26 protein-coding genes are annotated in these 23,580 nt (G+C 62.2%); 10 read left to right on the forward strand and 16 right to left on the reverse strand.

From position 1 onward, the window contains the following. Positions 1–13: 13 nt before the first annotated feature. Positions 14–1,588 carry a lysine--tRNA ligase gene (locus MK745_RS07130; protein WP_243612594.1) on the reverse strand — a complete coding sequence of 525 codons (1,575 nt, stop codon included), beginning with the start codon at positions 1,586–1,588 and terminating at the stop codon, positions 14–16. Positions 1,589–1,735: 147 nt separating this feature from the next. Next, positions 1,736–2,629 (reverse strand): LysR family transcriptional regulator, encoded by an 894-nt coding sequence (locus MK745_RS07135; protein ID WP_243612595.1) that lies wholly within the window; start codon positions 2,627–2,629, stop codon positions 1,736–1,738. Between the two features lie 88 nt (positions 2,630–2,717). On the opposite strand from MK745_RS07135, the gene MK745_RS07140 reads away from it, so the two are divergent. From MK745_RS07140 to MK745_RS07150, 3 genes are all read left to right on the forward strand, one after another. Next, a complete protein-coding gene (locus MK745_RS07140) occupies positions 2,718–3,197 on the forward strand; it encodes a cupin domain-containing protein (RefSeq protein ID WP_243612596.1) in 480 nt (159 codons plus the stop codon). A 132-nt stretch (positions 3,198–3,329) separates the two neighbouring features. Next, a complete protein-coding gene (locus MK745_RS07145; protein ID WP_243612689.1) occupies positions 3,330–3,698 on the forward strand; it encodes a tellurite resistance TerB family protein in 369 nt (122 codons plus the stop codon). Between the two features lie 85 nt (positions 3,699–3,783). Beyond that, positions 3,784–4,287, forward strand: a complete 504-nt coding sequence (locus tag MK745_RS07150; protein ID WP_243612597.1) for a L,D-transpeptidase — start codon at positions 3,784–3,786, stop codon at positions 4,285–4,287. 10 nt (positions 4,288–4,297) lie between these two features. Here MK745_RS07150 and dacB read toward each other — a convergent pair whose 3' ends face one another. Further along, positions 4,298–5,794 carry a D-alanyl-D-alanine carboxypeptidase/D-alanyl-D-alanine endopeptidase gene (dacB, locus tag MK745_RS07155; RefSeq protein WP_243612598.1) on the reverse strand — a complete coding sequence of 499 codons (1,497 nt, stop codon included), beginning with the start codon at positions 5,792–5,794 and terminating at the stop codon, positions 4,298–4,300. A 96-nt stretch (positions 5,795–5,890) separates the two neighbouring features. Here dacB and MK745_RS07160 point away from each other — a divergent pair, with 96 nt between their 5' ends. Further along, positions 5,891–6,733, forward strand: coding sequence for a DMT family transporter (locus MK745_RS07160; RefSeq protein ID WP_243612599.1), 843 nt, complete (start codon positions 5,891–5,893; stop codon positions 6,731–6,733). A gap of 67 nt (positions 6,734–6,800) precedes the next feature. Here the strand turns inward: MK745_RS07160 and MK745_RS07165 are convergent, their stop codons facing one another. Further along, positions 6,801–7,394 (reverse strand): nicotinate-nucleotide adenylyltransferase, encoded by a 594-nt coding sequence (locus MK745_RS07165; protein WP_243612600.1) that lies wholly within the window; start codon positions 7,392–7,394, stop codon positions 6,801–6,803. 103 nt (positions 7,395–7,497) lie between these two features. Between MK745_RS07165 and MK745_RS07170 the strand changes: the two genes are divergently transcribed. After that, positions 7,498–8,376, forward strand: coding sequence for a GNAT family N-acetyltransferase (locus MK745_RS07170; protein WP_243612601.1), 879 nt, complete (start codon positions 7,498–7,500; stop codon positions 8,374–8,376). Between the two features lie 119 nt (positions 8,377–8,495). Here MK745_RS07170 and MK745_RS07175 read toward each other — a convergent pair whose 3' ends face one another. Beyond that, complete coding sequence (locus MK745_RS07175) at positions 8,496–9,077, reverse strand: hypothetical protein (RefSeq protein WP_243612602.1); 582 nt, start codon at positions 9,075–9,077, stop codon at positions 8,496–8,498. Between the two features lie 75 nt (positions 9,078–9,152). Here MK745_RS07175 and ettA point away from each other — a divergent pair, with 75 nt between their 5' ends. Both ettA and MK745_RS07185 read left to right on the forward strand, forming a co-directional pair. Next, positions 9,153–10,820 carry an energy-dependent translational throttle protein EttA gene (gene ettA, locus MK745_RS07180; RefSeq protein ID WP_243612603.1) on the forward strand — a complete coding sequence of 556 codons (1,668 nt, stop codon included), beginning with the start codon at positions 9,153–9,155 and terminating at the stop codon, positions 10,818–10,820. Positions 10,821–11,002: 182 nt separating this feature from the next. Beyond that, positions 11,003–11,488 (forward strand): histidine phosphatase family protein, encoded by a 486-nt coding sequence (locus tag MK745_RS07185; RefSeq protein WP_243612604.1) that lies wholly within the window; start codon positions 11,003–11,005, stop codon positions 11,486–11,488. Here the strand turns inward: MK745_RS07185 and MK745_RS07190 are convergent. From MK745_RS07190 to MK745_RS07200, 3 genes are all read right to left on the reverse strand, one after another. Further along, positions 11,463–11,837: a BrnA antitoxin family protein gene (locus MK745_RS07190; protein WP_243612605.1), complete on the reverse strand. Its 375-nt coding sequence runs from the start codon at positions 11,835–11,837 to the stop codon at positions 11,463–11,465. The two genes, MK745_RS07185 and MK745_RS07190, sit on opposite strands and share 26 nt — an antisense overlap. A gap of 181 nt (positions 11,838–12,018) precedes the next feature. Beyond that, positions 12,019–12,219, reverse strand: a complete 201-nt coding sequence (locus MK745_RS07195; protein WP_243612606.1) for a YgaP family membrane protein — start codon at positions 12,217–12,219, stop codon at positions 12,019–12,021. A 101-nt stretch (positions 12,220–12,320) separates the two neighbouring features. Then, positions 12,321–12,707, reverse strand: coding sequence for an acyl-CoA thioesterase (locus MK745_RS07200; protein WP_243612607.1), 387 nt, complete (start codon positions 12,705–12,707; stop codon positions 12,321–12,323). A gap of 70 nt (positions 12,708–12,777) precedes the next feature. Here MK745_RS07200 and MK745_RS07205 point away from each other — a divergent pair, with 70 nt between their 5' ends. Then, on the forward strand, positions 12,778–13,962 hold the full coding sequence (locus tag MK745_RS07205; RefSeq protein ID WP_243612608.1) for a geranylgeranyl reductase family protein: 1,185 nt from the start codon (positions 12,778–12,780) through the stop codon (positions 13,960–13,962). Here MK745_RS07205 and trxC read toward each other — a convergent pair. From trxC to MK745_RS07245, 8 genes are all read right to left on the reverse strand, one after another. Beyond that, positions 13,937–14,368, reverse strand: a complete 432-nt coding sequence (trxC, locus tag MK745_RS07210; RefSeq protein WP_243612609.1) for a thioredoxin TrxC — start codon at positions 14,366–14,368, stop codon at positions 13,937–13,939. The two genes, MK745_RS07205 and trxC, sit on opposite strands and share 26 nt — an antisense overlap. 48 nt (positions 14,369–14,416) lie before the next feature. After that, positions 14,417–15,460: an AbrB family transcriptional regulator gene (locus MK745_RS07215; protein WP_243612610.1), complete on the reverse strand. Its 1,044-nt coding sequence runs from the start codon at positions 15,458–15,460 to the stop codon at positions 14,417–14,419. Positions 15,461–15,549: 89 nt separating this feature from the next. Beyond that, the gene (locus MK745_RS07220; RefSeq protein WP_243612611.1) at positions 15,550–16,539 is read right to left on the reverse strand and encodes an ABC transporter substrate-binding protein; all 990 of its coding nucleotides are present in this window, start codon (positions 16,537–16,539) and stop codon (positions 15,550–15,552) included. A 53-nt stretch (positions 16,540–16,592) separates the two neighbouring features. Further along, positions 16,593–17,432, reverse strand: coding sequence for an ABC transporter permease (locus tag MK745_RS07225; RefSeq protein ID WP_243612612.1), 840 nt, complete (start codon positions 17,430–17,432; stop codon positions 16,593–16,595). Beyond that, positions 17,429–18,316, reverse strand: coding sequence for an ABC transporter permease (locus MK745_RS07230; RefSeq protein ID WP_243612613.1), 888 nt, complete (start codon positions 18,314–18,316; stop codon positions 17,429–17,431). Before MK745_RS07230 ends, MK745_RS07225 begins: the two co-directional genes overlap by 4 nt. Further along, on the reverse strand, positions 18,316–19,122 hold the full coding sequence (locus MK745_RS07235) for an ABC transporter ATP-binding protein (RefSeq protein ID WP_243612614.1): 807 nt from the start codon (positions 19,120–19,122) through the stop codon (positions 18,316–18,318). Before MK745_RS07235 ends, MK745_RS07230 begins: the two co-directional genes overlap by 1 nt. 55 nt (positions 19,123–19,177) lie before the next feature. Then, entirely contained in the window at positions 19,178–20,641 is a 1,464-nt protein-coding gene (hydA, locus tag MK745_RS07240) for a dihydropyrimidinase (RefSeq protein WP_243612615.1), read from the reverse strand. Between the two features lie 98 nt (positions 20,642–20,739). Beyond that, entirely contained in the window at positions 20,740–21,990 is a 1,251-nt protein-coding gene (locus tag MK745_RS07245; protein WP_243612616.1) for a Zn-dependent hydrolase, read from the reverse strand. 195 nt (positions 21,991–22,185) lie between these two features. Between MK745_RS07245 and MK745_RS07250 the strand changes: the two genes are divergently transcribed. Beyond that, the gene (locus MK745_RS07250; RefSeq protein ID WP_243612617.1) at positions 22,186–22,821 is read left to right on the forward strand and encodes a TetR/AcrR family transcriptional regulator; all 636 of its coding nucleotides are present in this window, start codon (positions 22,186–22,188) and stop codon (positions 22,819–22,821) included. 71 nt (positions 22,822–22,892) lie between these two features. Continuing rightward, a complete protein-coding gene (locus tag MK745_RS07255; RefSeq protein ID WP_243612618.1) occupies positions 22,893–23,519 on the forward strand; it encodes a TetR family transcriptional regulator C-terminal domain-containing protein in 627 nt (208 codons plus the stop codon). The last annotated feature ends 61 nt before the right edge of the window (positions 23,520–23,580 follow it).

Here is a 23,580-nt window from a genome sequence, read left to right on the forward strand (position 1 = left end):
GGCCCCCTGTCGATCAAACCAATTCGCCGGCCAGCGCCTTGTTGATCAGCGCAACGCTCTCTTCGACGCCATAAAGCGCGATGAACCCGCCGAAACGCGGCCCCTGCGATGCACCCAAAAGCACCTCGTAAAGCGCCTTGAACCAATCGCGCATCGGGTCGAACCGTTCGCGGCCAACCGAGAACACCACCGACTGAAGCTCATCGCCATCCACCGGGCCATCATAAGCCACAAGCTTGTCGCGCAACTCTTCAAGCGCCTCACGCTCAAGCTCTGTCGGCGCGCGGTAGACCTTCGTGGGCTGCACGAAGTCCTCGTAATACTTCACCGCAAAGCCCGCCGCCGCATCGAGGTCCGGGTGGCTCTCCGGCGTCGCCTCTGGCGCATAGCGGCGGATAAAGCCCCAGAGCGTTTCCTTGTCATGCGCCGAGGCAACCGACGCAAGGTTGAGCAGCATCGAGAACGGCACGACCATGTTCGACTGCGGCACCTTCCCGCCGTGGATATGCCACACCGGATTGTTCAACTGCGCCTTGAGATCTTGTCCGTGATAGGCCCGAAGCTGCTGGTGGTATTCATCAACCGCCTTGGGGATCACATCGAAGTGCATCCGCTTCGCCGTCTTCGGCTTCTGATACATGAAGTAAGACAGGCTCTCGGTGCTCGCATAGGTAAGCCACTCGTCAATCGACACACCATTGCCGCTCGACTTGGAGATCTTCTGCCCGTTCTCATCAAGGAAAAGCTCGTATGTGAAATGCTCCGGCGCCCGCCAACCGAGGATACGACAGATCTTGTCATAGATCGGCGTGTTGGTGCTGTGGTCCTTGCCATACATCTCGAAATCGACCTCGAGCGCCGCCCAGCGCGCGCCGAAATCCGGCTTCCACTGAAGCTTTACGTTGCCGCCGGTGACAGGCAGGGTCCATTCCTTGCCGTCCTCGTCGTCAAAGGTGATCGTATGATCCTGCGCGTTCACCTCTTTCATCGGCACATAGAGAACCCGTCCCGTCTCGGGATGGATCGGCAGAAAAATGGAATAGGTCTGGCGACGCTCTTCACGCAGGGACTTGAGCATCACCTCCATGATCTCGTCGTATTTCTCGACCGCGCGCTTGAGCACCTCGTCGAACTGCCCCGACCCATAGAATTCAGTTGCCGAAAAGAACTCATACTCGAACCCAAAGGTATCAAGGAACCGGCGCAGCATGGCGTTGTTGTGATGGCCAAAGCTCTCATGCGTGCCGAATGGATCCGGCACCGAGGTCAGCGGCTTTTGCAGATGTGTTTGCAATTCCTCTTGGTTCGGCACGTTACCCGGCACCTTGCGCATTCCGTCAAGGTCATCAGAGAAACAGATGAGCCGCGTCGGAATATCCGAGATAAGCTCGAACGCGGTCTTGATCATCGTGGTGCGCGCCACCTCGCCGAAGGTGCCGATATGCGGCAGGCCCGACGGCCCATAGCCTGTCTCGAACAGCACGTAGCCCTTCTCGGGCGCCTGCTTCTGATACCGTTTGAGCACCCGGCGCGCCTCTTCAAAGGGCCAGGCTTTCGAAACGAGGGCAGCTTCGCGCAGTTCAGACATTCTTACTTCTCCAGTCGAGCGTCGCCCGCCCCATGCGGACCGACTTCCGGGGTCTATTGTGCCGTTGCAGCATCGTCAAGATTTTAGGGGCGAAAACGGCGTCCTACTCCAAGCCGAAGCCGATTCAGAACAGCTTGTCCCGCCGCCTCAAACCACCCCGGCGCGCGCGACGATCCAGTCGAACACCGCCCGCGCATCGACCCGCGCCGCAAGCCCCTCGCGTAGCGCGATATGATAGCCGCGATCCGAATGCGCCACCTCGTCGCCAAGCCGCAGCACCGCACCGCTTTCAAGAAACTGCTCAAGAAGCCCACTCCAGCAGAGGCATATCCCCTGCCCGGCAAGGGCTGCGTTGACGAGATGGGCATAGGAATTGAAATCAAGCTCCCGCACCCGGCCCGGCATCGCGCGCCCCACCGCCTCGAACCAGCTTGGCCAGTCGTGCCAATGGCTTCGCGCGCTCTCCATCGTCAACAACGTCAGCCCCTCGAAATCGACCGCGTCCGGCGCAAGCCCCCGGCGCTGTAGATAGAGCGGGCTGGCCACCGCAAACACCTCGTCACCAAGGATTCGCTCTTCCCCCGCGACGCTTGTATCCGGAAGGCCAAAGCGCACGGCAACATCGCCGGGACGCTCTGGATCACCATGTTCTTGGCTGATGATGCGAATGGTGATCTCGGGAAAGGCCTCTTCGAGATCACCTAGGTTCTGGATAAGCCAGTATCCGACAAATCCTGACGGCGCGCTAACGGTGACGACGCGCCTGGCCGCGCCGCGCCGGAGTCGCTCTACCACGGTCTCGATCGACCCAAAGCTCGCACGCAGCGTCTGGGAAAGCTCTCGCCCTTGTTCTGTTAGCTGTATTGGCTTTCGGCTTCGGTCAAAAAGGTGGCACCCGAGATCCGCTTCCAAGGCTGAAATCCGGCGCGAGATGGCCGGCTGTGACACGTTCAGCTCCTGCGCCGCTCCGGTGAGCGTGCCATGGCGCACCGCGGCATAGAAGGCAACGAGACCGGAGAAGGCAGGCAAGCGTACAGACATCATAACCTCAGCGTATAGTATCATGCCCTTTTAGCGGATTGTCAGAAGGCCGAAAACCCCGTTACGTGAAGCGACAGGAGAACACGCCATGACCATGCACACCGACGCCGCCCCGTTCGAGATCGACTTCGACGAAACCTTCGACGCGCCGACCCCGGACAATAGCCCCTTTGCGCCCTCCGACCGCGCCTATTCCCTCGATAGCGCGGATGTTCCCCTCGAAGGCGGCACCGATCCGACCTTCGGCACCGTGCGCTGGCGGACCCTCGTCAACGGCCATTCGGACGATCCCAAGGATCTCGTCTTCGGCATCGCCGAATTCGAAGCGGGCGGCACCCTCCTGCCCCATCGCCACCGGCAAGCCGAGATTTACTTTGGCCTCGAAGGCGACGGCGTCGTGACCATCGAAGGCGTGGCGCACCGTATCGCCGCCGGCGTCGTGATCTATGTCCCCGGCGAGGTCGAGCACGGCACAGTCGCGGGTCCCGACGGCCTCAAGTTCGCCTACGGCTTTGCCGAGCGGAGCTTTGCCGAAATCGACTACCGCTTTAGCGCGCAAATGGCCTGACAAGGCGGCAAGCCCTCTTGCTGGCACGGGGCGCGATGCCTATTCTCTGACAGTGGTCAAGAATAAGGATGAGCGCCCGTGCCCCAAGACACCCCGACCCCCCTCACACCGCAGGATAGCCTCGTGGCTGTCATGGTCGCGATTTCCGCCTCGGACGAAAACATCCGCACCGCCGAACTCGTCAAGATTCAATCCGCCGTGAACAACCTCCCGGTCTTTGCGAGCTATGATCTCGACCGGCTCAAGTTCGTGTCGCAAACCGTGTTCGATCTCTTCGAACAGGAAGACGGCCTCGCCGCTCTATTCGGCCTCATCCGCGACAACCTCCCCGAGCGTCTCTACGAGACCGCCTATGCTCTGGCCTGTGACGTGGCCGCCGCCGATGGCGCCATCGCCGAAGCTGAACTGCGCCTGCTCGAAGAGATCCGCTATGAGCTCGAGATTGATCGCCTCCATGCTGCCGCGATCGAGCGTGGCGCGCGGGCCCGGCACATGACGTAACCACACGTTTGCGTGAAGAGGTTTTGACAAACCGCCTATCGCTGCGTCAACATCGTCCGACAGATTTCCTAACTGACCGGACTCCATGCGTTTTTCCCTGATTGCCGCGACGCTCCTGACCTTGGCGCCCGCCTTGCCCGCCTTTGCCCAACCCCTCATGGGACGCGACCTCGTCGCCCACGGCCCGCAAAGCTATTCCGTCTCTCTGTCCCAGACCCCCAAGGCGCCAAGCACCGTGCTTGCTCTCGTCGACAAGTCCGATCAGCACCTCAAGGTCTTTGTCAACGGTCGGCAGCGCTATACCTGGCCCGTCTCCACCGCCCGACGCGGTAAGATCACGCCAAATGGCGAATACACCGCCTATCTCCTGTCGCGCTATCACAAGTCGAGCCTCTACAACGATGCGCCGATGCCCTACTCGATCTTCTTTCATAGCCACTATGCGATCCACGGCACCGATCAGGTCTCGCGCCTCGGGCGCCCGGCCTCGGCCGGCTGTGTGCGCCTGCATCCCGACCATGCAAGCGTCCTCTTTGACCTGACCAAACAGGTCGGACTCGAGAACATGAAAGTGGTGATCCGCGACTAAAGCGACCGCCCTAGCCGTGATCGGCATAGAGCGCATCCCAACGCTCGATAAGCCGCTGTTGCAGGTGGCGCGCCTTATGGACCCAGCGCCGCGCCCCTTTCGGGCGCTCCCTGTCATGTGCCGGCACCGCCGCCCGCGCCTCGAGATCTGCGCTCAGGATCGCAAAGGCAAGCATCCGCCCGTTGTGCAATGTCACATAGCCCGCAAGCCCACTGACAAAGTTGAGCGTCCCGGTCTTGGCCTGAACGCTCATCGGCGCGCCTTCCTTGACCCGGCCCTTGGCATCGCGCAGGCGGATATCCTTGAGGATCGGGCGCAGCACATCGCGCCGCTTCGCCGCCGCCAAGGCGCGGACCAACTCGTCCGGCCGCATCCGTGACGCCCCGCCAAGCCCCGAGTGATCGACCAGCGCCGCATGCGGCATGTTGAGCGCCTCATGCGCCCACGCGCTCATCGCCGCCGCCGACTCCGCCAGTGTTTCGATCGCGACGCCCCGCGCCTTGCTCGCCGCCATCCCGACCATTTCCGCCGTGAGATTCGTCGAATAGCGCAGCATCCCGCGCAGGATTTCCCGAAGCGGCTCGCTCAAATGGAAGGCCACGACCCGCCCCTCTGGCACGCCAAAATCAAGCTTTGCAGGCTCAAGGACAATGCCATGCGCCCGCGCCAAGGTGCGGAACACGTCGCCCGCGTATAGCTCGGGCTGGCGCACCGGCAACCACCGCGCGCCGCCCCGGCCCAGCGCTCCGCTCGCCACGGTCCAGACGTCCTGCGACCCCTTGGATTCATAGGTGTAGACCGGAAGCGCCCGATCCGCGACGGCGATCTTGGCAATGCTCACGTCGGGCCGATACTTGGCCGAGCGCGCGTCCATCGTGACACTGTATCCCTCGGCCGCCGGCTTCCATTCGAAATGCACCCGGTTGAAATTGAGGCTCAACCCCGAGACCGCCGGGCTATACCCCGCGTGGGCAGGCTGAACCGGATCAATGCTGCGGATCGACGGCAAGGCCGCCCCGTTGACAAGGAACCGCCCCTTGACCTCGTGGATGCCCGCCTCCTTAAGCCCCCGCGCCAGATCGCCAAGCGCATCTGTGTCAAAGGTCGGATCGCCTCCCCCGACAAGGATCAAATCGCCCTTGAGAATCCCGTTCGAAATCTCGCCCCGCGCCATGAGACGGGTGACAAAGCGATGCTCCGCCCCAAGCGTCTCAAGTGCGTACATCGCCGTCACCGCCTTGGTGACGCTCGCGGGCGGCAAGGTCGCCTCAGGTTGATGCCCTTCGAGAATCTCTCCGCTTTCCACATCGGCCAACGCAAAGCCCACCGCGCCGGAAACCCCGGCCCGGCGAATAAGCTCTCCCGCCCCCGGCGCCGCGCGCTTGGCAAACCCTTTCGGGCGAAGCTTCGGTCGCAAGGATTGCCCCGGCGGACCTGCCAAGGCCGCACTGCCCGCAAGGGAGGCGCTCAACGCTATGAAAACCCGACGTGAAACACTCTGAACCATGGCAAGACATTAACCCCACGTCACAGCCCCCGGCAAGCCGCAGCCCGCTCACAATCGCGCTTCCGACGTCGCACCCCCCATGCTATCGCCCTCTCCATGGGACAGGCCATCTTCATCATGTTCATCGCCATGTCGATGATCCCCTCCGGCGACACAGCAGGCAAGCTCTTGACCATGGAGCATGGCGCCTCGCCGCTGTTTGTGGCCTGGTCTCGCTTTGTGATCGGCACCGCGCTGGCCCTGCCCTTCCTCAATGGCGAAACGGCACGCCTTCTACGCGACTGGCGCATCTGGCTGCGCGCCCTGCTGCTCACCGGCGGCATCACCTCGATTCAGACCGCGCTTCAAACCGTGCCTGTCGCCGATGTCTTCGCCGCCTTCTTCGTCGGCCCGCTCCTAAGTTACGCGCTCTCCGCGCTTCTGCTGCGCGAAACGATCACGCCTGCGCGCACCGCGCTTATCGCGCTCGGCTTTGTTGGCGTGCTTCTGGTGGTGCGCCCCGGCCTGTCGCCCACTCCGGGCATCGGTTTCGCCCTCCTCGCGGGGTGTTTCTATGGAGCCTTCCTGACCGCTTCACGCTGGCTGTCCTCTGTCGGCCGCCCAACCTCTCTGTTCTTTACCCAACTCGCGCTCAGCGCCCTGTTCCTGACGCCCTTCGCCTATGCTTCCCTGCCGCCCCTGACCGCAACCGTAGGTGCGCTGACCGTCGCCTCGGCGTTGTTTTCCGCCGGAGGCAACCTGCTCCTGCTCTATGCCTATGCCCGCGCGCCCGCCTCGCAACTCGCGCCCTTGGTCTATTTTCAACTGATCGCCGCTACAGGCTTGGGCTGGGCCGTGTTCTCCGATCTGCCCGACGCCTGGACGCTGACCGGCCTCGCCCTCATCATCACCTCAGGCCTCGCCTCGGCCCTCCTCGCCACTCGGCCCGCCAAGGCCTGACCCACTCTTCTTCTCTGGAGAAATACTCGGGGTGAATTGAGCCAAAGGCTCAAGAGGGGCAACGCCCCTAGCGCACCCAACCGCCGCGCGCACGGATGGCCGAGGAACTCACATCAACCATCGCCACGTTGACATAGGCCCAGGCCGGCGCCGCGCGCCGCCCAAGCCCCTGCGCCGGAACCCGCGCCTCGCGGAAGACCTGTGCCGCCTTCGCCGTGCGCCCGGCGATCCGATCCCCGGGCCGCGCCATGACACCGACCGGCACCCGCGCCATAATCTCGCGCCAGTCCTTCCAGCGATGAAACTGCGCCAGGTTATCCGCCCCCATGAGCCAGACGAACCGCACACCAGGACACACCGCCTGCAACCGTGCAATCGTCTCCGCCGTATAGCGCGTCCCGGCACGCGCCTCGACATCGCTCACATGCACGCGCGGATGCTGCATCACCGCCCGCGCCGCCGCCATCCGCCGCTGCAAATCCGCTGGCCCCTCGGCCTTCAAAGGATTGCCCGGACTGACAAGCCACCAGACATGATCCAAGCCGAACCGCTTCAGCGCCTCGCGCGTGATATGCACATGGCCCTCATGGGCCGGATCGAACGATCCTCCCAACAACCCGATCACTTGGCCGGGGCGCGTATGCGGCAATCCCAAAGTCATTGCGCTTGCATCGCTTGCGGCCCGCGCCCTGTCAACAAGAACCCCTTGACCGCCCCCATTGGTTGACCTAAGCAAACTATTAAAGTTGACGAAGGTAAACCAAATGCACAACTCCGCCGACATCGTCCGCGTCCGCCGCTTCTACCGCGCCGCCACGCGGGACACTGGCGCGCTCGACCAATCCTTCCTCGGTCGTGGCCGCCCCCTCGGCCCGGCCCGCGTGCTGCATTCCGTCGCGCCAGAAGGCACGCCCGTCGATACGATCCGAACCTATCTCGACCTCGACAAAACGCTCCTGAGCCGCTTCCTGCGCGGCCTCGCCGACGAGGGCCTCGTGACGCTCGACACCGACCCCGACGACCGCCGCCGCCGCATCGTCCGCCTGACCGACACGGGCCGCACCGAACAGGCGCTTTATAACAAACTCTCTGACGACCACGCCGCCGCGCTCCTGTCCCGCGCCAAGGATCGCACGGCCCTCCTCGCCGCCATGGACCTCATCACGATGACCCTGAACCAGACCCACATCACGCTCCGCGAAACCGACCCGCAGCATCCCGACGCCGTCGCCTGCCTCGAAGCCTATTACGCCGAACTCGCCGCGCGGTTTGAAACCGGCTTTGATGTCTCTCTCTCCCGCGACCCCGACGCCGCCGACATGCGCTCCCCCCGCGGCGCCTTCCTCGTCGCCTACCGCGACGACGCCCCCATCGGCTGCGTCGGCCTCAAAGGCTCGGACAAGGGCTACGCGGAAGTCAAACGCCTCTGGGTCTCCCCCGACGCCCGCGGCTTGGGGCTGGCCAAACGCCTGATGGACGCCACCGAGGACGCCGCCCGCGCCTTGGGCATCACCACCCTGCGCCTCGACACCAACTCAAGCCTCCCCGAAGCCGTCCGCCTCTACCAAACCACCGGCTGGACCTCCATCGACCGCTTCAACGACGATCCCTACCCGGATTACTTTTTCGAAAAACACCTCTGACCATGCGCGTGCTCAGCACGCGCAGCGCCCGAACCGCCCCCACGGGGCGGGCGCACACATCGCCACAATCAAAAGCACTCCCCAGCCCTCATAGGCCGGGCTTCAACCCGGCAATAACCTCACAAATCGCATTTTAGATAGTTCTTGAGAACATCCACCCACACACTTCTGGCATTAAATCCTTTTACCAAACCGTCGCCCGCATCCTTTGTGAATGCTCCCATGCCATGTTGAATCATATATCGTGGCGAATGCGTGGGAGGCCCCACTTGCTTCTGAACGGCACAGAGCTGCTCATGCCTCGTTGACCCGGCGGCACCAAAACGCTCAAACGCACGCGACATCCTCTGTTCCCATGTTGCCCCACCGGCGTTGTGTAGGTTCAGGGCCAACACCCGCCCGGCTTGATGCGCCGTTCGGTCCTTCACGCGACGAATATCAAAAGCAGCCCGTAGCTGCATCACTACCAACATTTCCACCGCCTGGTCGTCTTTCCCCTCGCGAAAACACGCACGTACACCACCGGCAATATCAGCCGGTGAGTACTCATTACGGATTTTCGATATTTCCAGACATGGCACATCATTCGTCGCTTCGAGATTACCTTCGGCGGCATGGTTTGTAACCTGTGCAACCACTGGCGTCGCAAGAGATACCGCAAGAAACAGCAATCTCAGTATGTGAATTCTCCTATGTTCCATGCTTCCACAATTGCCCTTTCCCTTCCTCTTGGCTAGACCCGCTGAAACACGTTTTCCAACCGGAGTCGCGCAGCAATGGCATCTTACCAGTACGTCTACCACATGCAGGGGGTCTCCAAGACCTATCCCGGCGGCAAGAAATGCTTTGAGAACATCCACCTCTCGTTCCTGCCCGGCGTGAAGATCGGTGTTGTCGGCGTCAACGGCGCCGGTAAATCGACCCTGATGAAGATCATGGCCGGCCTCGACACCGACTTCACCGGCGAGGCCTGGGCCGCCGAGGGCGCCAAGGTCGGCTACCTCCCACAGGAGCCGCAGCTCGACGAGAGCCTCTCCGTGCGCGAGAACGTCATGCTTGGCGTCGCCGAGAAGAAGGCCAAGGTTGATCGCTTCAACGAGATCGCCATGCAGATCGCCGAGGATTATTCCGACGAACTCATGGAGGAAATGACCACCCTTCAGGACGCCATCGACGCCGAGAACCTCTGGGATCTCGACAGCCAGATCGACATCTCCATGGAGGCCCTGCGCTGCCCGCCCGACGATGCCGACGTCAAAACCCTCTCGGGCGGGGAACGCCGCCGCGTCGCGCTCTGCAAGCTGCTGCTCGAAGCGCCCGACATGCTCCTCCTCGACGAGCCGACCAACCACCTCGACGCCGAGACCATCGCCTGGCTGCAACAGCACCTGATCGACTACAAAGGCACGATCCTCATCGTCACCCACGACCGTTACTTCCTCGACGACATCACCGGCTGGATTCTCGAACTCGACCGCGGCGCGGGTATCCCCTACGAGGGCAACTATTCCGCATGGCTCGAGCAAAAGGCCAAGCGCCTCGAGCAAGAAGCCCGCGAGGACAAGTCGAAACAGAAAACCCTCGAACGCGAACTCGAATGGATGCGTCAGGGCCAGAAAGCCCGCCAGGCCAAATCCAAGGCCCGTATTCAGGCCTATAACGAACTCGCCAACCAGTCCGAGCGCGAAAAGATCACCCGCGCCCAGATCGTCATCCCCAATGGCCCGCGCCTCGGCTCCAAGGTCATCGAGGTCGAGGGCTTGGGCAAACACATGGGCGACAAGCAACTGATCGAAGACCTCTCGTTTTCGCTCCCGCCCGGCGGCATCGTCGGCGTCATCGGCCCCAACGGGGCCGGTAAATCGACCCTGTTCCGCATGTTGACCGGTCAGCTCGAGCCCGACACAGGCACGGTCGAATATGGCGACACGGTCCAGCTTTCCTACGTCGACCAATCCCGCGATGACCTCAATGATGGCGACACCGTCTGGGAAGCGATCTCCGGTGGGGCCGAGATCATCGAGCTGGGCGATGCACAGGTCAACTCGCGCGCCTATTGCTCGTCCTTCAACTTCAAGGGCGGCGACCAGCAAAAGAAACTCTCGCTCCTGTCGGGCGGGGAACGCAACCGCGTCCACATGGCCCGGCTCCTGAAAGAAGGCGGCAACGTCCTCCTCCTCGACGAACCGACCAACGACCTCGACGTGGAAACCCTCCGCGCCCTCGAAGACGCCCTCGTCGATTTCGCCGGTTGCGCCGTGGTGATCTCGCACGACCGCTTCTTCCTCGACCGCATCTGTACCCACATCCTCGCCTTTGAGGGCGACGCGCATGTGGAATGGTTCGAAGGCAACTTCGAGGACTACGAAGAAGACAAGAAACGCCGCCTTGGCCCAGACGCGCTCGAGCCGAAGCGCTTGAAGCACAAGAAGTTCACGCGATGATCAATCGGGGCGGCCTTCTTCGGGCCGCCCTTCTCGTTTTCGGCCCCAGCGCCCGCCCTGGGGGGCGGGTCGGGCGCGATGCAGGATGCCGAGCATCATGCGTTTGTTCGCTCAAATCCCCACCCCCTAGACTCCTCACCCCTTAATCTGCCAACCTTCCTGCACCCAATAGGGAGGCTCGCATGATCCGGTTCCGCTCGTTCCTTGCCCTTCTCGCCACGCTGACGCTGGTTGCCTGCGCGGCGGCCACGATCCCGCGCGACGCCGAGACGACGATCATCGCCCTGCGCCATGCCGACCGCGATCTGGAACAGCTCAACGCCAAGGGCCGCGCCCGCGCGGCGGCGCTTCCGGCTGCACTCTCTGACTACAAGATCGACGCGATCTTCTCCCCCGGCATGGACCGCAACCGCGACACAGCCGCGCCGCTGGCCAAGGCGACGGGCCTGCCCGTGACGATCATCACCACCGACAAGGTCGCCGCCCAGATCACGAGCCGCTATCCCAAGGGCACGGTCGTCTGGGTCGGCAACAAATCGAACCTGACCCCGCTTTGGGAAGACCTCGCCGCGCCCGGCCCCGCCCCCCTCGAATACGGCGATCTCTTCATTGTCCGCCTGCACCCGGATGGCCGCCGCACCGTCACACGTCGTCACGTCGCCCCATAAGCGCGGCCTCATTCCGCGCCACCCGCGCCTCAAGCGCCGCGTCGAGCTTTACCTCCTCGGCGATCTTCATCTGCACCCATGTCCTGAGAAGCCGGTTGATCCGCGATTGATACCCCTTGCCCATCGCCTTGAAGACCTTCGCCACCGACTTGTCGAGGTAGAGCGAGATCTTTTCCTTCGGCTCCTCGGTCGGGATATCCGCCTCAAGCGTGTGCCACGCCTCCGGCACCTCGTCACGGATATCGGCATCAATAAGCCGCTCGCGGCGCAGATAGGTCAGATCCCAGATGAGCTGCGACCGTGCCGCTTGGGCGGCTTTCGTCTGAGGGCGTTTTCTCGTCTCTGTCATGGGCAGGTCTCCTTTGCGGCCATCCTCGCAAACCCGCCTTACCCTCGCCTTAGCGCCCCGCACGCTGCACCACCGCGATATAGACGCAATACCGACGTGATACCGACGTGGGTTTTTCCCCTCCTGAACGCAAAAGGCCCCGCCATGTGGCAGGGCCTATGCGTGAGTGGTGTGGCGGGATTTAGAAGGCCTTGCCTTCCTTCGCGCCGAGCTTCTTGAAGACAATCGCCGCCGGGCAGAACCCGGTGATCGACGATTGCATGAGGTTCGCTCCGACGAACACTGTCAACCACATGAAAAGCGGCGAGACAAAGACGGTCAGCGCAACGCTAAGCAGCACCATACCGCCAGCGAACATGAACATGATGCGATCCAAGCACATTGTTTTTATTCCTTTTTCCGGTGCCACAGCCCAAGAATCAGCGCGGCTTCAGGAACGACAATACGCGAGTGGAAATAAATATTCAATAGTCAGAATATAACTCACTCCGGCGGCACGGGACGCGGGCTGCCATCGTCGTCAATCGCCACATAGGTAAAGACGGCCTCGGTGACCTTTTCCATGTGAAGCGCCCGGTGACGCACCACCCAGGCCTCGATCTTGATCCCCATCGACGACCGTCCGACCCGCTCGACCCAGGCCCAGACGCACAGGATATCCCCAACCCCCACAGGCCGAATGAACTTCATCGCATCCACCGCCACAGTCGTCACCCGCCCCTTGGCGCGCGCCGCCGCGACGATGCCGCTGGCGATGTCCATCTGGGCAAGCACCCACCCCCCGAAAATATCGCCATTGACGTTGACATCCGCAGGTGTCGCAACCGTGCGCAGGGTGGCTTCGCCTTCTGGTTTGATCTCTTCGCTCATTGCCAGTTTCCTCTTGTTTTGCCCAAGACTAACCCTATGCGACCTCACAAGAAAGCTGGTAGAAGCACGCATGACCGAAGACACCAGTTCAGAGCCATTCGACATCGTCGTGATCGGGGCCGGCCCCGCCGGAAGCGCCGCGGCTTTCTGCGCCGCGCGCGCAGGTCTACGCGTCGCCCTTGTCGACAAGGCGCGCTTCCCACGGGACAAGCTCTGCGGTGGTCTCTTCACCGGTCGGAGTCGCGCCTATTACCGCGAGATTTTCGGGCAAGAGTTCGAGACGGACCGTGCTGTTAACCTCTCGGAAATCGAGTTCTGGTATCAAGATCGCCGCCTTGCCCGGCTCTCGGATATTCCGCCGGTCAATCTCACCATGCGTCGCGATCTCGATGCGACGCTTCTGGATCATGCGCTTGCGGCTGGGGCCGAGGATTTCACGGGCCGCGCCATCGCAACGCTTGATGATGCGGGTGTGGCGCTGCGCAACGGGACGCGGCTCGAGGCATCGGTGCTGATCGGTGCGGATGGCGTCAATTCCATCACCGCGCGCCATCTCTTTGGCGCCCCTTTCGACAAAGAAACGATCGGTTTCGGGCTTGAGATCGAAGCCACCCCAGAGGAACAGCCCCCAAAAGATCACCCCCTGCGCATCGACTTTGCCGCCGCCACATGGGGCTATGGCTGGTCCTTCCCAAAACAGCACTCGACAACCGTCGGCGTTGGCGGATTGCACGCCCCAAACCCGGATATGAAGGCGCATTTTTCTACGTATCTTCAATCACTTGACTTGCCTGACGACACCCGCCGCTTCAAGGGGCATTACCTGCCCTTCGGCGATTTTCGCAAGGCTCCGGGACGGGCGCATATCCTGCTTGCCGGAGATGCGGCAGGGCTTGTCGATCCGATCACCGGTGAGGGCATCGCGCTTGCCATGAAGAGCGGCCAGCTTGCCGCCGAGGCCGCCATGGCCGCGCTCCGCGACGGACGTCCAGAGACCGCCTACACCCGCTACCACACCGCGCTACGCGACATGCACCGGAGCTTGCGCATCGCGCGGATGCTGCGCCCAATCATCTTTGCGCCACGCTGGCAGGGCGCTTTTACCCGCACCTTCGAACGCTCTGGCACGGTGCGGATGCAATACATGCGCCTCCTCGCGGGCGAGGTTGAATATCCCGAATTGGCCCGCGCCGTGCTGCGCCGCCTGCCGCGTTATCTCATGAACCGGATCAGACGCTCGCGCGGACCCATTTGACGATCGCCCCCGCAGGCATCGCCCCGGATTCACGCGCCCGCTCGCGCCCCCCGGCAAAGGCCGCCATGGTCGGTATCCCCCGGATACGGTATTTCGCGCCTGCCTGCGGGTGATCCTCGGTATTGAGCTTCACAAGCCGCGCCTGACCCGTAAGCTCTTGCGCAGCCTGCTGAAATTGTGGTGCCATCTGGCGACACGGACCACACCACGGCGCCCAGAAATCCACGACCAAAGGCACCTCATCATTGCGCGCCGCTTTCTCAAGCGTCGCAAGATCGACCTCAGCGACTTTCGCTTTCATCAAGGGCGCGCCGCAGGTGCCGCATTTTGGCCCGGCGCCGAGCTTGTCCTCAGGCACCCGGTTGACCTGACCACAATCGAAACAGGTGATTTTCTTGCCGCTCATGAGTTTCGCTCCGAAATCACATTCATTTTTTCATACATAAGGCTTCGGTCACGTTTGTGAACCCCGGCCAAGCATCAGCGGCAGCAACACCGGGAGGATGAGGAGCCGCCCAAGATGGCAGGCCGCGACGAACCCGGCATCCGCTCCGAGGATCGCGCCCATAGCGATCATCGTCTCAAGGCCGCCGGGCGCAAAAGCGACCACGACATGCGCAAGCGGCATGGCAAGAAACCCCGCCACAGGCACCGCAATCAGAACCGTCAGGCCAAGCGTCACTGCCGCCGCGCTCAACGCCGCAAGAAGCGCGCGCCAGAGATCGCGGAACGTGATCCCGCGAAATCGCGTCCCGATCAACGTGCCAATGGTCGCGAACCCCGCAAGCGCGATGGCCGGATGCACCGCTCCCGGCGTGAGATCAAAGAAATGCGCAATCGCCGACACAAGAAGCCCCGCGATGAGAAAATGCGCCGGCACCCGAAGCCGCTTCAAAACCGGACCTAGCGCACCGCCAAGCCCGAGAAGGATCGCCATCGCGCCGACCCCCATGATCTCCTGCGCCATCGGAAACGAGGTCTCGACATCCGCGCCAAGCCCGCCAAGCGCGAAGGGAACAAGCACCGAGAGGATCAGGACGCGCACCGTCTGGATCACGGTGATCCGCTCGGCATCGGCATGAAGCGCCGAGGACATGGCCACGACAAAGCTAAGATGCCCCGGTGACGCTGCCAGAAGCGCCGCGCGCCGCTCAAATCCAAACGCCGCGACAAGCAGCCAGCGATTGACGAGCAGGATCAAGACCATCAACCCCGCCAACGCGGCAAAGGCCACGGGCCAGCGCAGCATTGCCTCGCGCGCAGCCGCGTTCATACCCGCTCCGATGCCGACACCCACGACAAGGAATGCCACGTTGCGAAACGGCACGGCAAGCCCAAGCGGCACCCCGGCAAGGCTCAGCAGACTGATGAAAAGCGCAGGCCCGGTGATCGGAAAAAGCGGCAGCCCGACCCACGCACCAAGCGCCGCCCCGACCGCGCCAAGCGCCAGCGTCACGAGCGTTTGCACGACCGGGTTTGCATCGATGAAGAACCGCATGTCCCGCGCTACCACATTGCTCTGCCTCGAAAAAGCAAAAGGGCCGGAGGTCTCCCCCCGGCCCCTTTCCCGCTCCCCGCGGGTCAGGCTCAGTTCAGAGCCTTATCCGTGATCGCATGGGTCCATGCGCCTTCCGGCTGCTTTGTGATGACCGGATCCGAGCCACCCGACAGAAGACTGTCAACGGTGCGCTGATAATCGGCCGGGTCAAGCGCGCCGTTCGAACCGGCGGTGAGCTTGGCCACTTCCGTCATCATGCGGATCTGGTGTTCCTCGGTCTGTGCGCCCGATGCGTCGTTATCGAGAACGATCATCGCCGCGTCTTCCGGGTTCTCCTCGGCCCATTTCCAGCCCTTCATCGAAGCGCGCACGAAACGCACCATCTTGTCGACGAAGGCCGGATCTTCGAGGTTTTCCTCGAGGACATACATGCCATCCTCGAGCGTCGCGACGCCCTGATCCTCATACTTGAACACCACGAGGTCATCCGGGGTCAGGCCCGCATCGATCACCTGCCAGTATTCGTTATACGTCATGGTCGACACACACGCCGCCTGCCCCTGAAGAAGCGGATCGACGTTGAAGCCCTGCTTGAGAACCGTGACGCCATCCTCGCCACCGTCGGTCGAGAGGCCAAGCTTGCTCATCCAGCTCAGGAACGGATACTCGTTGCCAAAGAACCAAACACCGAGCGTCTTACCCGCGAAATCGTCGGGGCTTGCGACGCCTGCATCCTTGCGGCAGGTGAGCATCATGCCCGAGGATTTGTAGGGCTGCGCGATGTTGACCAGCGGCAGACCCTTTTCGCGGCTGGCAAGCGCCGACGGCATCCAGTCGAGCACGACATCAGCACCGCCACCGGCGATGACCTGCGCCGGTGCGATATCCGGGCCGCCCGGCTTGATCGTGACGTTGAGGTCTTCTTCCTCGTAGAACCCCTTGTCGAGGGCGACATAATAGCCCGCGAACTGGGCCTGCGTGACCCATTTGAGCTGGAGCGTAACGTCATCGGCGGCCTGCGCCATCGACGCCGCGAGGCCAAGCGCCGCAGCGCTCATTGTCTTCATCATGGTTTTCATTTTCTTTCTCTCCTTGTTGGACTTGGCTATTTGGACTTTGGTCTTTTCTTTGCTCAGCCTCTTTGTGACGGGTGCCAGAAGGTGACTGCCTTTTCGAGCAGTGCGACCCCGCCATAGAACGCGGACCCCACCACAGCGGCAACAACGATCTCGGCCCAGACGAGGTCGAGCGCGAGTTGCCCCACGGATGTGGAAATCCGGAATCCCATGCCCTTGATGGGCGAGCCGAAGAACTCGGCCACGATGGCGCCGATAAGCGCGAGCGTGGTGGCGATCTTCAGGCCATTAAAGATGAACGGCATCGCTGCGGGCAAGCGCAGTTTGAGCAGCGTCTGCCCATAGCTTGCCGCATAGGTGCGCATCAAATCGCGCTGCATGTGATCGGTCGCCTGAAGCCCCTGCACCGTGTTGACGAGCATCGGGAAGAACACCATCACGACAACGACCGCCGCCTTGGATTGCCAGTCAAAGCCGAACCACATCACGAGGATCGGTGCCATGCCGATGATCGGCAGCGCGGCGACGAAATTGCCAACCGGCAGAAGGCCGCGTTGCAGGAACGGGAAGCGGTCGATCAGCACCGCAATGAGGAACGCCGCACCGCACCCAAGGATATAGCCCGACAAGGCGCCCTTGATGACGGTCTGTACGAAGTCCTCCCAGAGGATACCCGTCGAGACCCCGAACCGCGCCGCAATCATCGACGGCGGTGGTAGGAGCACGGGCGAAATCTCAAGCCCGCGCACCATACATTCCCAGATCAGGATCAGCGTGATCCCGAAGATCGCCGGAACAGCAAGCCCCGTCGCCCGCGTCTTCGGACGCCGCGACAGAAGGACATTGCTCCACCAACCAATCGCCCAGATGGCGAGCCCTGCGATTACCCAGATCATCGCACCATCCCCATCCGTTTGAGAACCACAGTCTGCATAAGCCCGATCAACCCGACAAGCGCCGCCGCAAGGGCCGCCGCCGTGATGAGCGCGCTCCAGATCTGGATCGTCTGCCCGTAGTAGCTCCCCGCGAGAAGCCGCGCGCCAAGGCCCGCAACCGCGCCAGTCGGCAATTCGCCCACGATGGCCCCCACGAGGGACGCCGCCATCGCGATTTTGAGCGAGGTAAAGAGATAGGGCATCGACGACGGCAGGCGCAGTTTCCAGAACTCCTGACCGCTGGTCGCGTTCCATGTTTTCATCTGGTCAAGCTGCATGTGATCGGGGCTGCGCAGCCCTTTCACCATACCGACGACGACCGGGAAGAACGAAAGATACATCGAGATGACCGCCTTCGGCAGCAGCCCGGAAATCCCGACCGCGTTGAGCACCACGATAATCATCGGCGCAATGGCAAGGATCGGGATGGTCTGACTCGCGATGACCCAAGGCATCACGCTCATATCCATCGTGCGGTTGTAAACGATCCCCACCGCCAGCGCGATACCAAGCGCCGTGCCAAGCGCGAAACCGAGAAGCGTCGAGGATAGCGTCACAGTGCTATGGAACAGAAGCGAGCGCTTCGAGAAGGCCCGCCCTTTGACGACCATCTCGCCTGTGGTTTTCCAGATCTCCTGCCCAACCTGATGCGGCGCGGGGAGTTTCGGTTTCTTCTGGCTCATCGTGTCCGCGACAAGCTCGGAAAAACTCAACTCAACCCCTGCCCGCTTGGCCTTGTCCTGCGCCCACGGCGCATTCAACGCGAGCGTCCCGGCGTACCAAAGCACGAAGATCGCGATCACCACCGTGACGATGGGGCCAAGCCTATGCCAAAGCCCCGCCATCACGCGTCGTCCTCGTGGCCCGCGCGAAGCCCGTCACGGACCCGGTGCGCGATCTCGATAAATTCCGGTGTATCGCGGATTTCAAGCGGCCGTTCCTTGGGGAGCGGGCTGTCGATCACGTCGGTAATCCGCCCCGGCCGCGGACTCATCACCACGATCTTGGTCGAGAGATAGACCGCCTCGGGGATCGAGTGCGTGACGAACCCAATCGTCTTGTTGGTGCGCGCCCACAGCTCGAGAACCTGCTCATTGAGGTGATCGCGCACGATCTCGTCCAACGCCCCGAACGGCTCATCCATCAAAAGAATATCGGCATGGAAGGCAAGCGCCCGCGCAATAGACGCGCGCTGCTGCATCCCGCCCGAAAGCTGCCAGGGGAACTTGCGCTCGAACCCGTCAAGGTGGACCAGCTCAAGAACTTCCTTCACCGCCGCGTCCTGCTCGGCCTTGCTCACACCCATGATCTCGAGCGGCAGGCGGATATTGCCGCCAATCGTGCGCCACGGATAAAGCCCCGCGTGCTGAAACACATAGCCATAGGCACGCGCCTTGCGGGCCTCTTCGGGGCTGACGCCGTTGACCGTGATCTCGCCCGCCGTGGGCTTTTCAAGGTCCGCCATCACCCGCAGCAAGGTGGTCTTGCCACAGCCCGACGGGCCGATGAAGCTCACGAAATCGCCCTTCTCGATATCGAGGTTGACGTCTTTCAGGGCATGGACCGGACCATCGTTGGTCTGGAAGGTCAGCGACAGGTTTTTTGCGCTGATCACAGGTTCGCTTGTCAAAGTCTTCGCTCCGCTGGCCATTTTGGCTTGCTTGTTGGCCGCCCCGCCGGGTCTGGCGGGGCCGCAGGTTTCTGTCTTAGATGCCCGCCGGGATGTTCATCGGGTCCCGGTGAATCTGTTTCGGGGCGGTAAGCTCTTTCCACTTCGAAAGCGCCACATTGGCACTCGGGAAGGCCGGACGCGGCACGAACCGGCCCCGACCGGGCTGCGGCTGGCTGTTTTGCCCCCAAGCCCAGATCACTTCACCCCGGCTCAAGGTGTAGCGCGACTGCGCCTTGACCTCAAAGCCCTCAAACACGTTGTAGTCGAGAATCGAGTGATGGTTCGAGGCGCTGATCGTCTTGGTGATCTTCGGATCCCACACCACGATATCCGCGTCCGCGCCCTCCACGATCGCCCCTTTCTTGGGGTAAATGTTGAGGATCTTCGCCACATTGGTCGAGGTCGCCGCAACAAATTCGTTCGGCGTCAGGCGGCCGGTCTCGACCCCTTCGGTCCAAAGCACGGCAAGCCGTTCCTCAAGCCCGTTCGAGCCGTTCGGGATCTTGGTGAAATCGGCAACCCCCATGCGTTTCTGCTCGGTCGAGAACGCCGCGTGGTCCGTCGCCACGACCTGCAGGCTCCCGGCCTGAAGCCCGGCCCAAAGGCTATCCTGATGATCCTTGTTGCGGAACGGCGGGCTCATGACCCGGCGCGCGGCATGGTCCCAATCGGTGTTGAAATACTCGCGCTCATCAAGCGTCAGGAACTGCACCAGCGGCTCGCCATAGACGCGCATCCCCTTCTGGCGCGCGCGCCGGATCGCCTCATGTGCCTGCTCACAGGAGACATGCACGATATAAAGCGGCACACCGGCAGCATCCGCGATGGTGATCGCCCGGTTCGCGGCCTCACCCTCGAATTCCGGCGGGCGCGAATAGGCGTGCCCCTCCGGCCCGGTGATCCCCTTCTCAAGCATCTGCGCCTGCATATCGGCCACAAGGTCGCCGTTCTCGGCATGCACCATCGGCAGCGCGCCAAGCTCCTTACAGCGCTTGAACGAGGCGAACATCTCGTCATCCTCGATCATCAGCGCGCCCTTATAGGCCATGAAGTGCTTGAACGAGTTGACGCCCATATCCACGGCGTCTTTCATCTCTTCAAAGATGGTCTCATTCCAGCCCGTGATCGCCATGTGATAGCCCACGTCCGAGCAAATCTGCGGCGCGCTCTTGCGGTGCCATTCGTTGATCGCGTTCTTGATCGACCCATCTTCGCCCGGAAGACAGAAATCGACGACCATCGTCGTGCCGCCCACGGCCGCGGCCCAAGTGCCGGTCTCGAAGGTCTCGGCGGCAGTGGTGCCCATGAAGGGCATCTCGAGGTGCGTATGCGGGTCGATCCCGCCGGGGATCACATAGGCGCCTTCCGCGTCGATATATTCGTCGCCCTTGAGGTCTTCACCAATCTGCTTGATCGTCTCTCCCTCGATCAGCACATCCGCTTTCCATGTCCGGTCGGCGGTGCAGACCATGCCGCCCTTGATAACCTTGGTTCCCATTGTTCTTCTCCCTGTCGGCAAGGGACGCCCCCCTTGCATCTTCTTGGTTGAAATACCTCGGGGGTCCGGGGGCTGGCCCCCGGTCCTCCTTTATCCGTTCACTCGACGATCTCTGCCGTCTCGAGAACCGCATGCAGAAGCACATCCGCCCCCGCTGCGGCCCAGTCTTTGGAAATCTCTTCCGCCTCGTTATGCGAAAGCCCGTCCACGCAAGGGCACATGACCATCGCCGTCGGCGCCACCTGGTTGATCCAGCAGGCATCATGCCCCGCGCCCGAGATGATATCCTTGTGGCTATAGCCAAGACGCTCCGCCGCGCCCCGGATCGCGCCCACGCATCCGTCGTCGAACTTGACCGGGTCGAACCCGCCCACTTTCTCAAAGGAAATCGTCAGGCCCATATCATCGGCGATCTTCTGACCTTCTACCTTGAGACGGTTCTCCATGTCGGTGATCACGTCAAGCTCGGGGCTGCGGAAATCGACGGTGAACACCACCTTACCGGGGATCACGTTGCGCGAGTTGGGATACACATCAATATGCCCCGCCGCGCCAACCGCATGAGGCGCGTGGCTGAGGGCAATCTCGTCAACCTTCTCGAGAACGCGCGCCATGCCAAGGCCCGCATTGCGGCGCATCGGCATCGGGGTCGAACCGGTATGCGCGTCCTTGCCCTCGATCGTAACTTGCGTCCAGCTAAGGCCCTGCCCATGCGTGACAACGCCGATATCCTTGCCTTCCGCTTCAAGGATCGGTCCCTGTTCGATATGCAGCTCAAAGAAGGCATGCATCTTGCGTGCGCCAACTTCTTCCTCGCCGCGCCAACCGATCCGCTTCAGCTCGTCGCCAAAGGACTTGCCCTCCGCATCCTCGCGCTCATAGGCCCAATCCTGCGTGTGGATGCCTGCAAAGACACCGGACGAGAGCATCGCCGGGGCAAACCGCGTCCCTTCCTCGTTGGTCCAGTTGGTGACAACGATCGGGTGTTTCGTCTTGATGCCAAGGTCTTTCATAGTCCGCAGGATTTCCAGCCCGCCAAGCACGCCGAGCACCCCGTCATACTTGCCGCCCGTCGGCTGCGTGTCGAGATGCGAGCCGACATAGACCGGGAGCGCCTGCGGGTCGGTGCCCGGATATTCAGCAAACATATTGCCCATCTGGTCGAGCCCCATGGTGCAGCCCACCGCCTCGCACCATGTCTGGAACAGGGCGCGGCCCTCGCCATCCTCGTCCGTCACGGTCTGGCGGTTGTTGCCACCCGCCACGCCGGGGCCGATCTTGGCCATCTCCATGAGACTATCCCAAAGCCGGTCGGCATTGATCTTGAGGTTTTCACCGGGCGCCGCCATCTCGTATCTCCCTTGCTTGCCGGGCCGGGGGCTGCATTTTTCGGCACTCACCCCGCCCGCTGCTTGCTTTTTATGTCCTCCCGGCGTCCGGTCCGACTGGACTCTTGCGCTCGGGTAAATCCTGACCATATGGTCAATGTGAGGCCACCACAGTCTGACCAACCGGTCAAGATTTTTCTCCACAGGGATTTTCCCATGCCGCGCGCGCAAAAACCAAACAGCAAAAAAGAACGCCGCCTGGAAAGCGAAAAGCTTATTTTGGATGCAGCGGAAAAAGTCTTTGCCGAGGCAGGCTTTGGCGGTGCCACGATGCAGCTCATCGCGGACCTTGCTGGGCTTCCCAAGGCCAACCTGCACTATTACTTCCCGACCAAGGAATCTCTTTATCGGCAAGTGGTGCAAAACATCTTTCAGATCTGGCTCGAGGCCGCGGACGTCTTTGACAAGGCCGATGGCCCGGCCGAGGGAATCGGTGCCTATATCGACGCCAAGATGGAAATCTCTCGTCTGCACCCCGCCGGGTCCAAGGTCTGGGCCTCCGAAGTCATGCACCGCGCGCCGGTGATTCAGGACTATCTCGAGACAACACTGACCGAATGGACCGAAGGGCGCGCCGCCGTGATCGACCGCTGGATCGCCGAGGGGCGCATGGCGCCTGTCGACCCTCGCCATCTGCTCTATATGCTGTGGGCCACAACCCAGCACTACGCCGACTTCAACCACCAGATCGAGACACTGAACGGTGGGGCCCCGCTTTCTGAGGCGCAATGGGACGCGGCCAAGAAAAGCGTGAAAGAGATCATCCTGCGCGGTATCGGCATCCCCGCGTGATTTCGTCCGCTGGACGCCCCGCCCGGTCTGACGTATCCTCGCCCCCCCGACCACGGATCAGGACAGGCGTCATGGCTGAACCCGCCACCAAGAGCGAGAAGAAACCGAGCCGCATTCAACTGCGCAATCGCAAACGCATTCTCGACGCTGCGCTCGAGGTTTTCGCCCAGCACGGCTTTCGCGGTGCCACCCTCGACCAGATCGCCGCAGAGGCCGGACTGTCGAAGCCCAATATCCTCTATTATTTCTCCGGCAAGGAAGAGATTCACGTCACACTCCTGAATCAGTTGATGGAGACGTGGCTTGACCCGCTCGCGCATCTCGACCCCGAAGGCGACCCGGTCGAGGAGATCCTCGCCTATGTCTATCGCAAGCTCGACATGGCGCGCGAATTCCCCCGTGAAAGCCGCCTTTTCGCCAACGAGATCCTGCAAGGCGCGCCGCGCATGCGCCCGCATCTCGAAACCGCGCTGAAACCGCTTTTCGACGCCGAATGTGCACTGATCCAAAGCTGGATCGACGCGGGCAAGCTCGCGCCGCTCGATCCACGTCACCTGATCGTATCGATCTGGGCCACGACCCAGCATTACGCAGATTTCGACGCTCAGCTTCAGGTGCTCATACCCGGCGACGAAGACGTGATCGACGGCGCACGCACGTATCTTGACACGATGTTCCGCAAGATGCTCGCCCCCTGACATCCCCTGACACCCGGACATGAAAAACCCGGCGGGAAGGAGAACACCCCGCCGGGTCTCT

The organism is Shimia aestuarii, assembly GCF_022814865.1.
GTDB classification, from domain to species: Bacteria; Pseudomonadota; Alphaproteobacteria; order Rhodobacterales; family Rhodobacteraceae; genus Shimia; species Shimia aestuarii_A.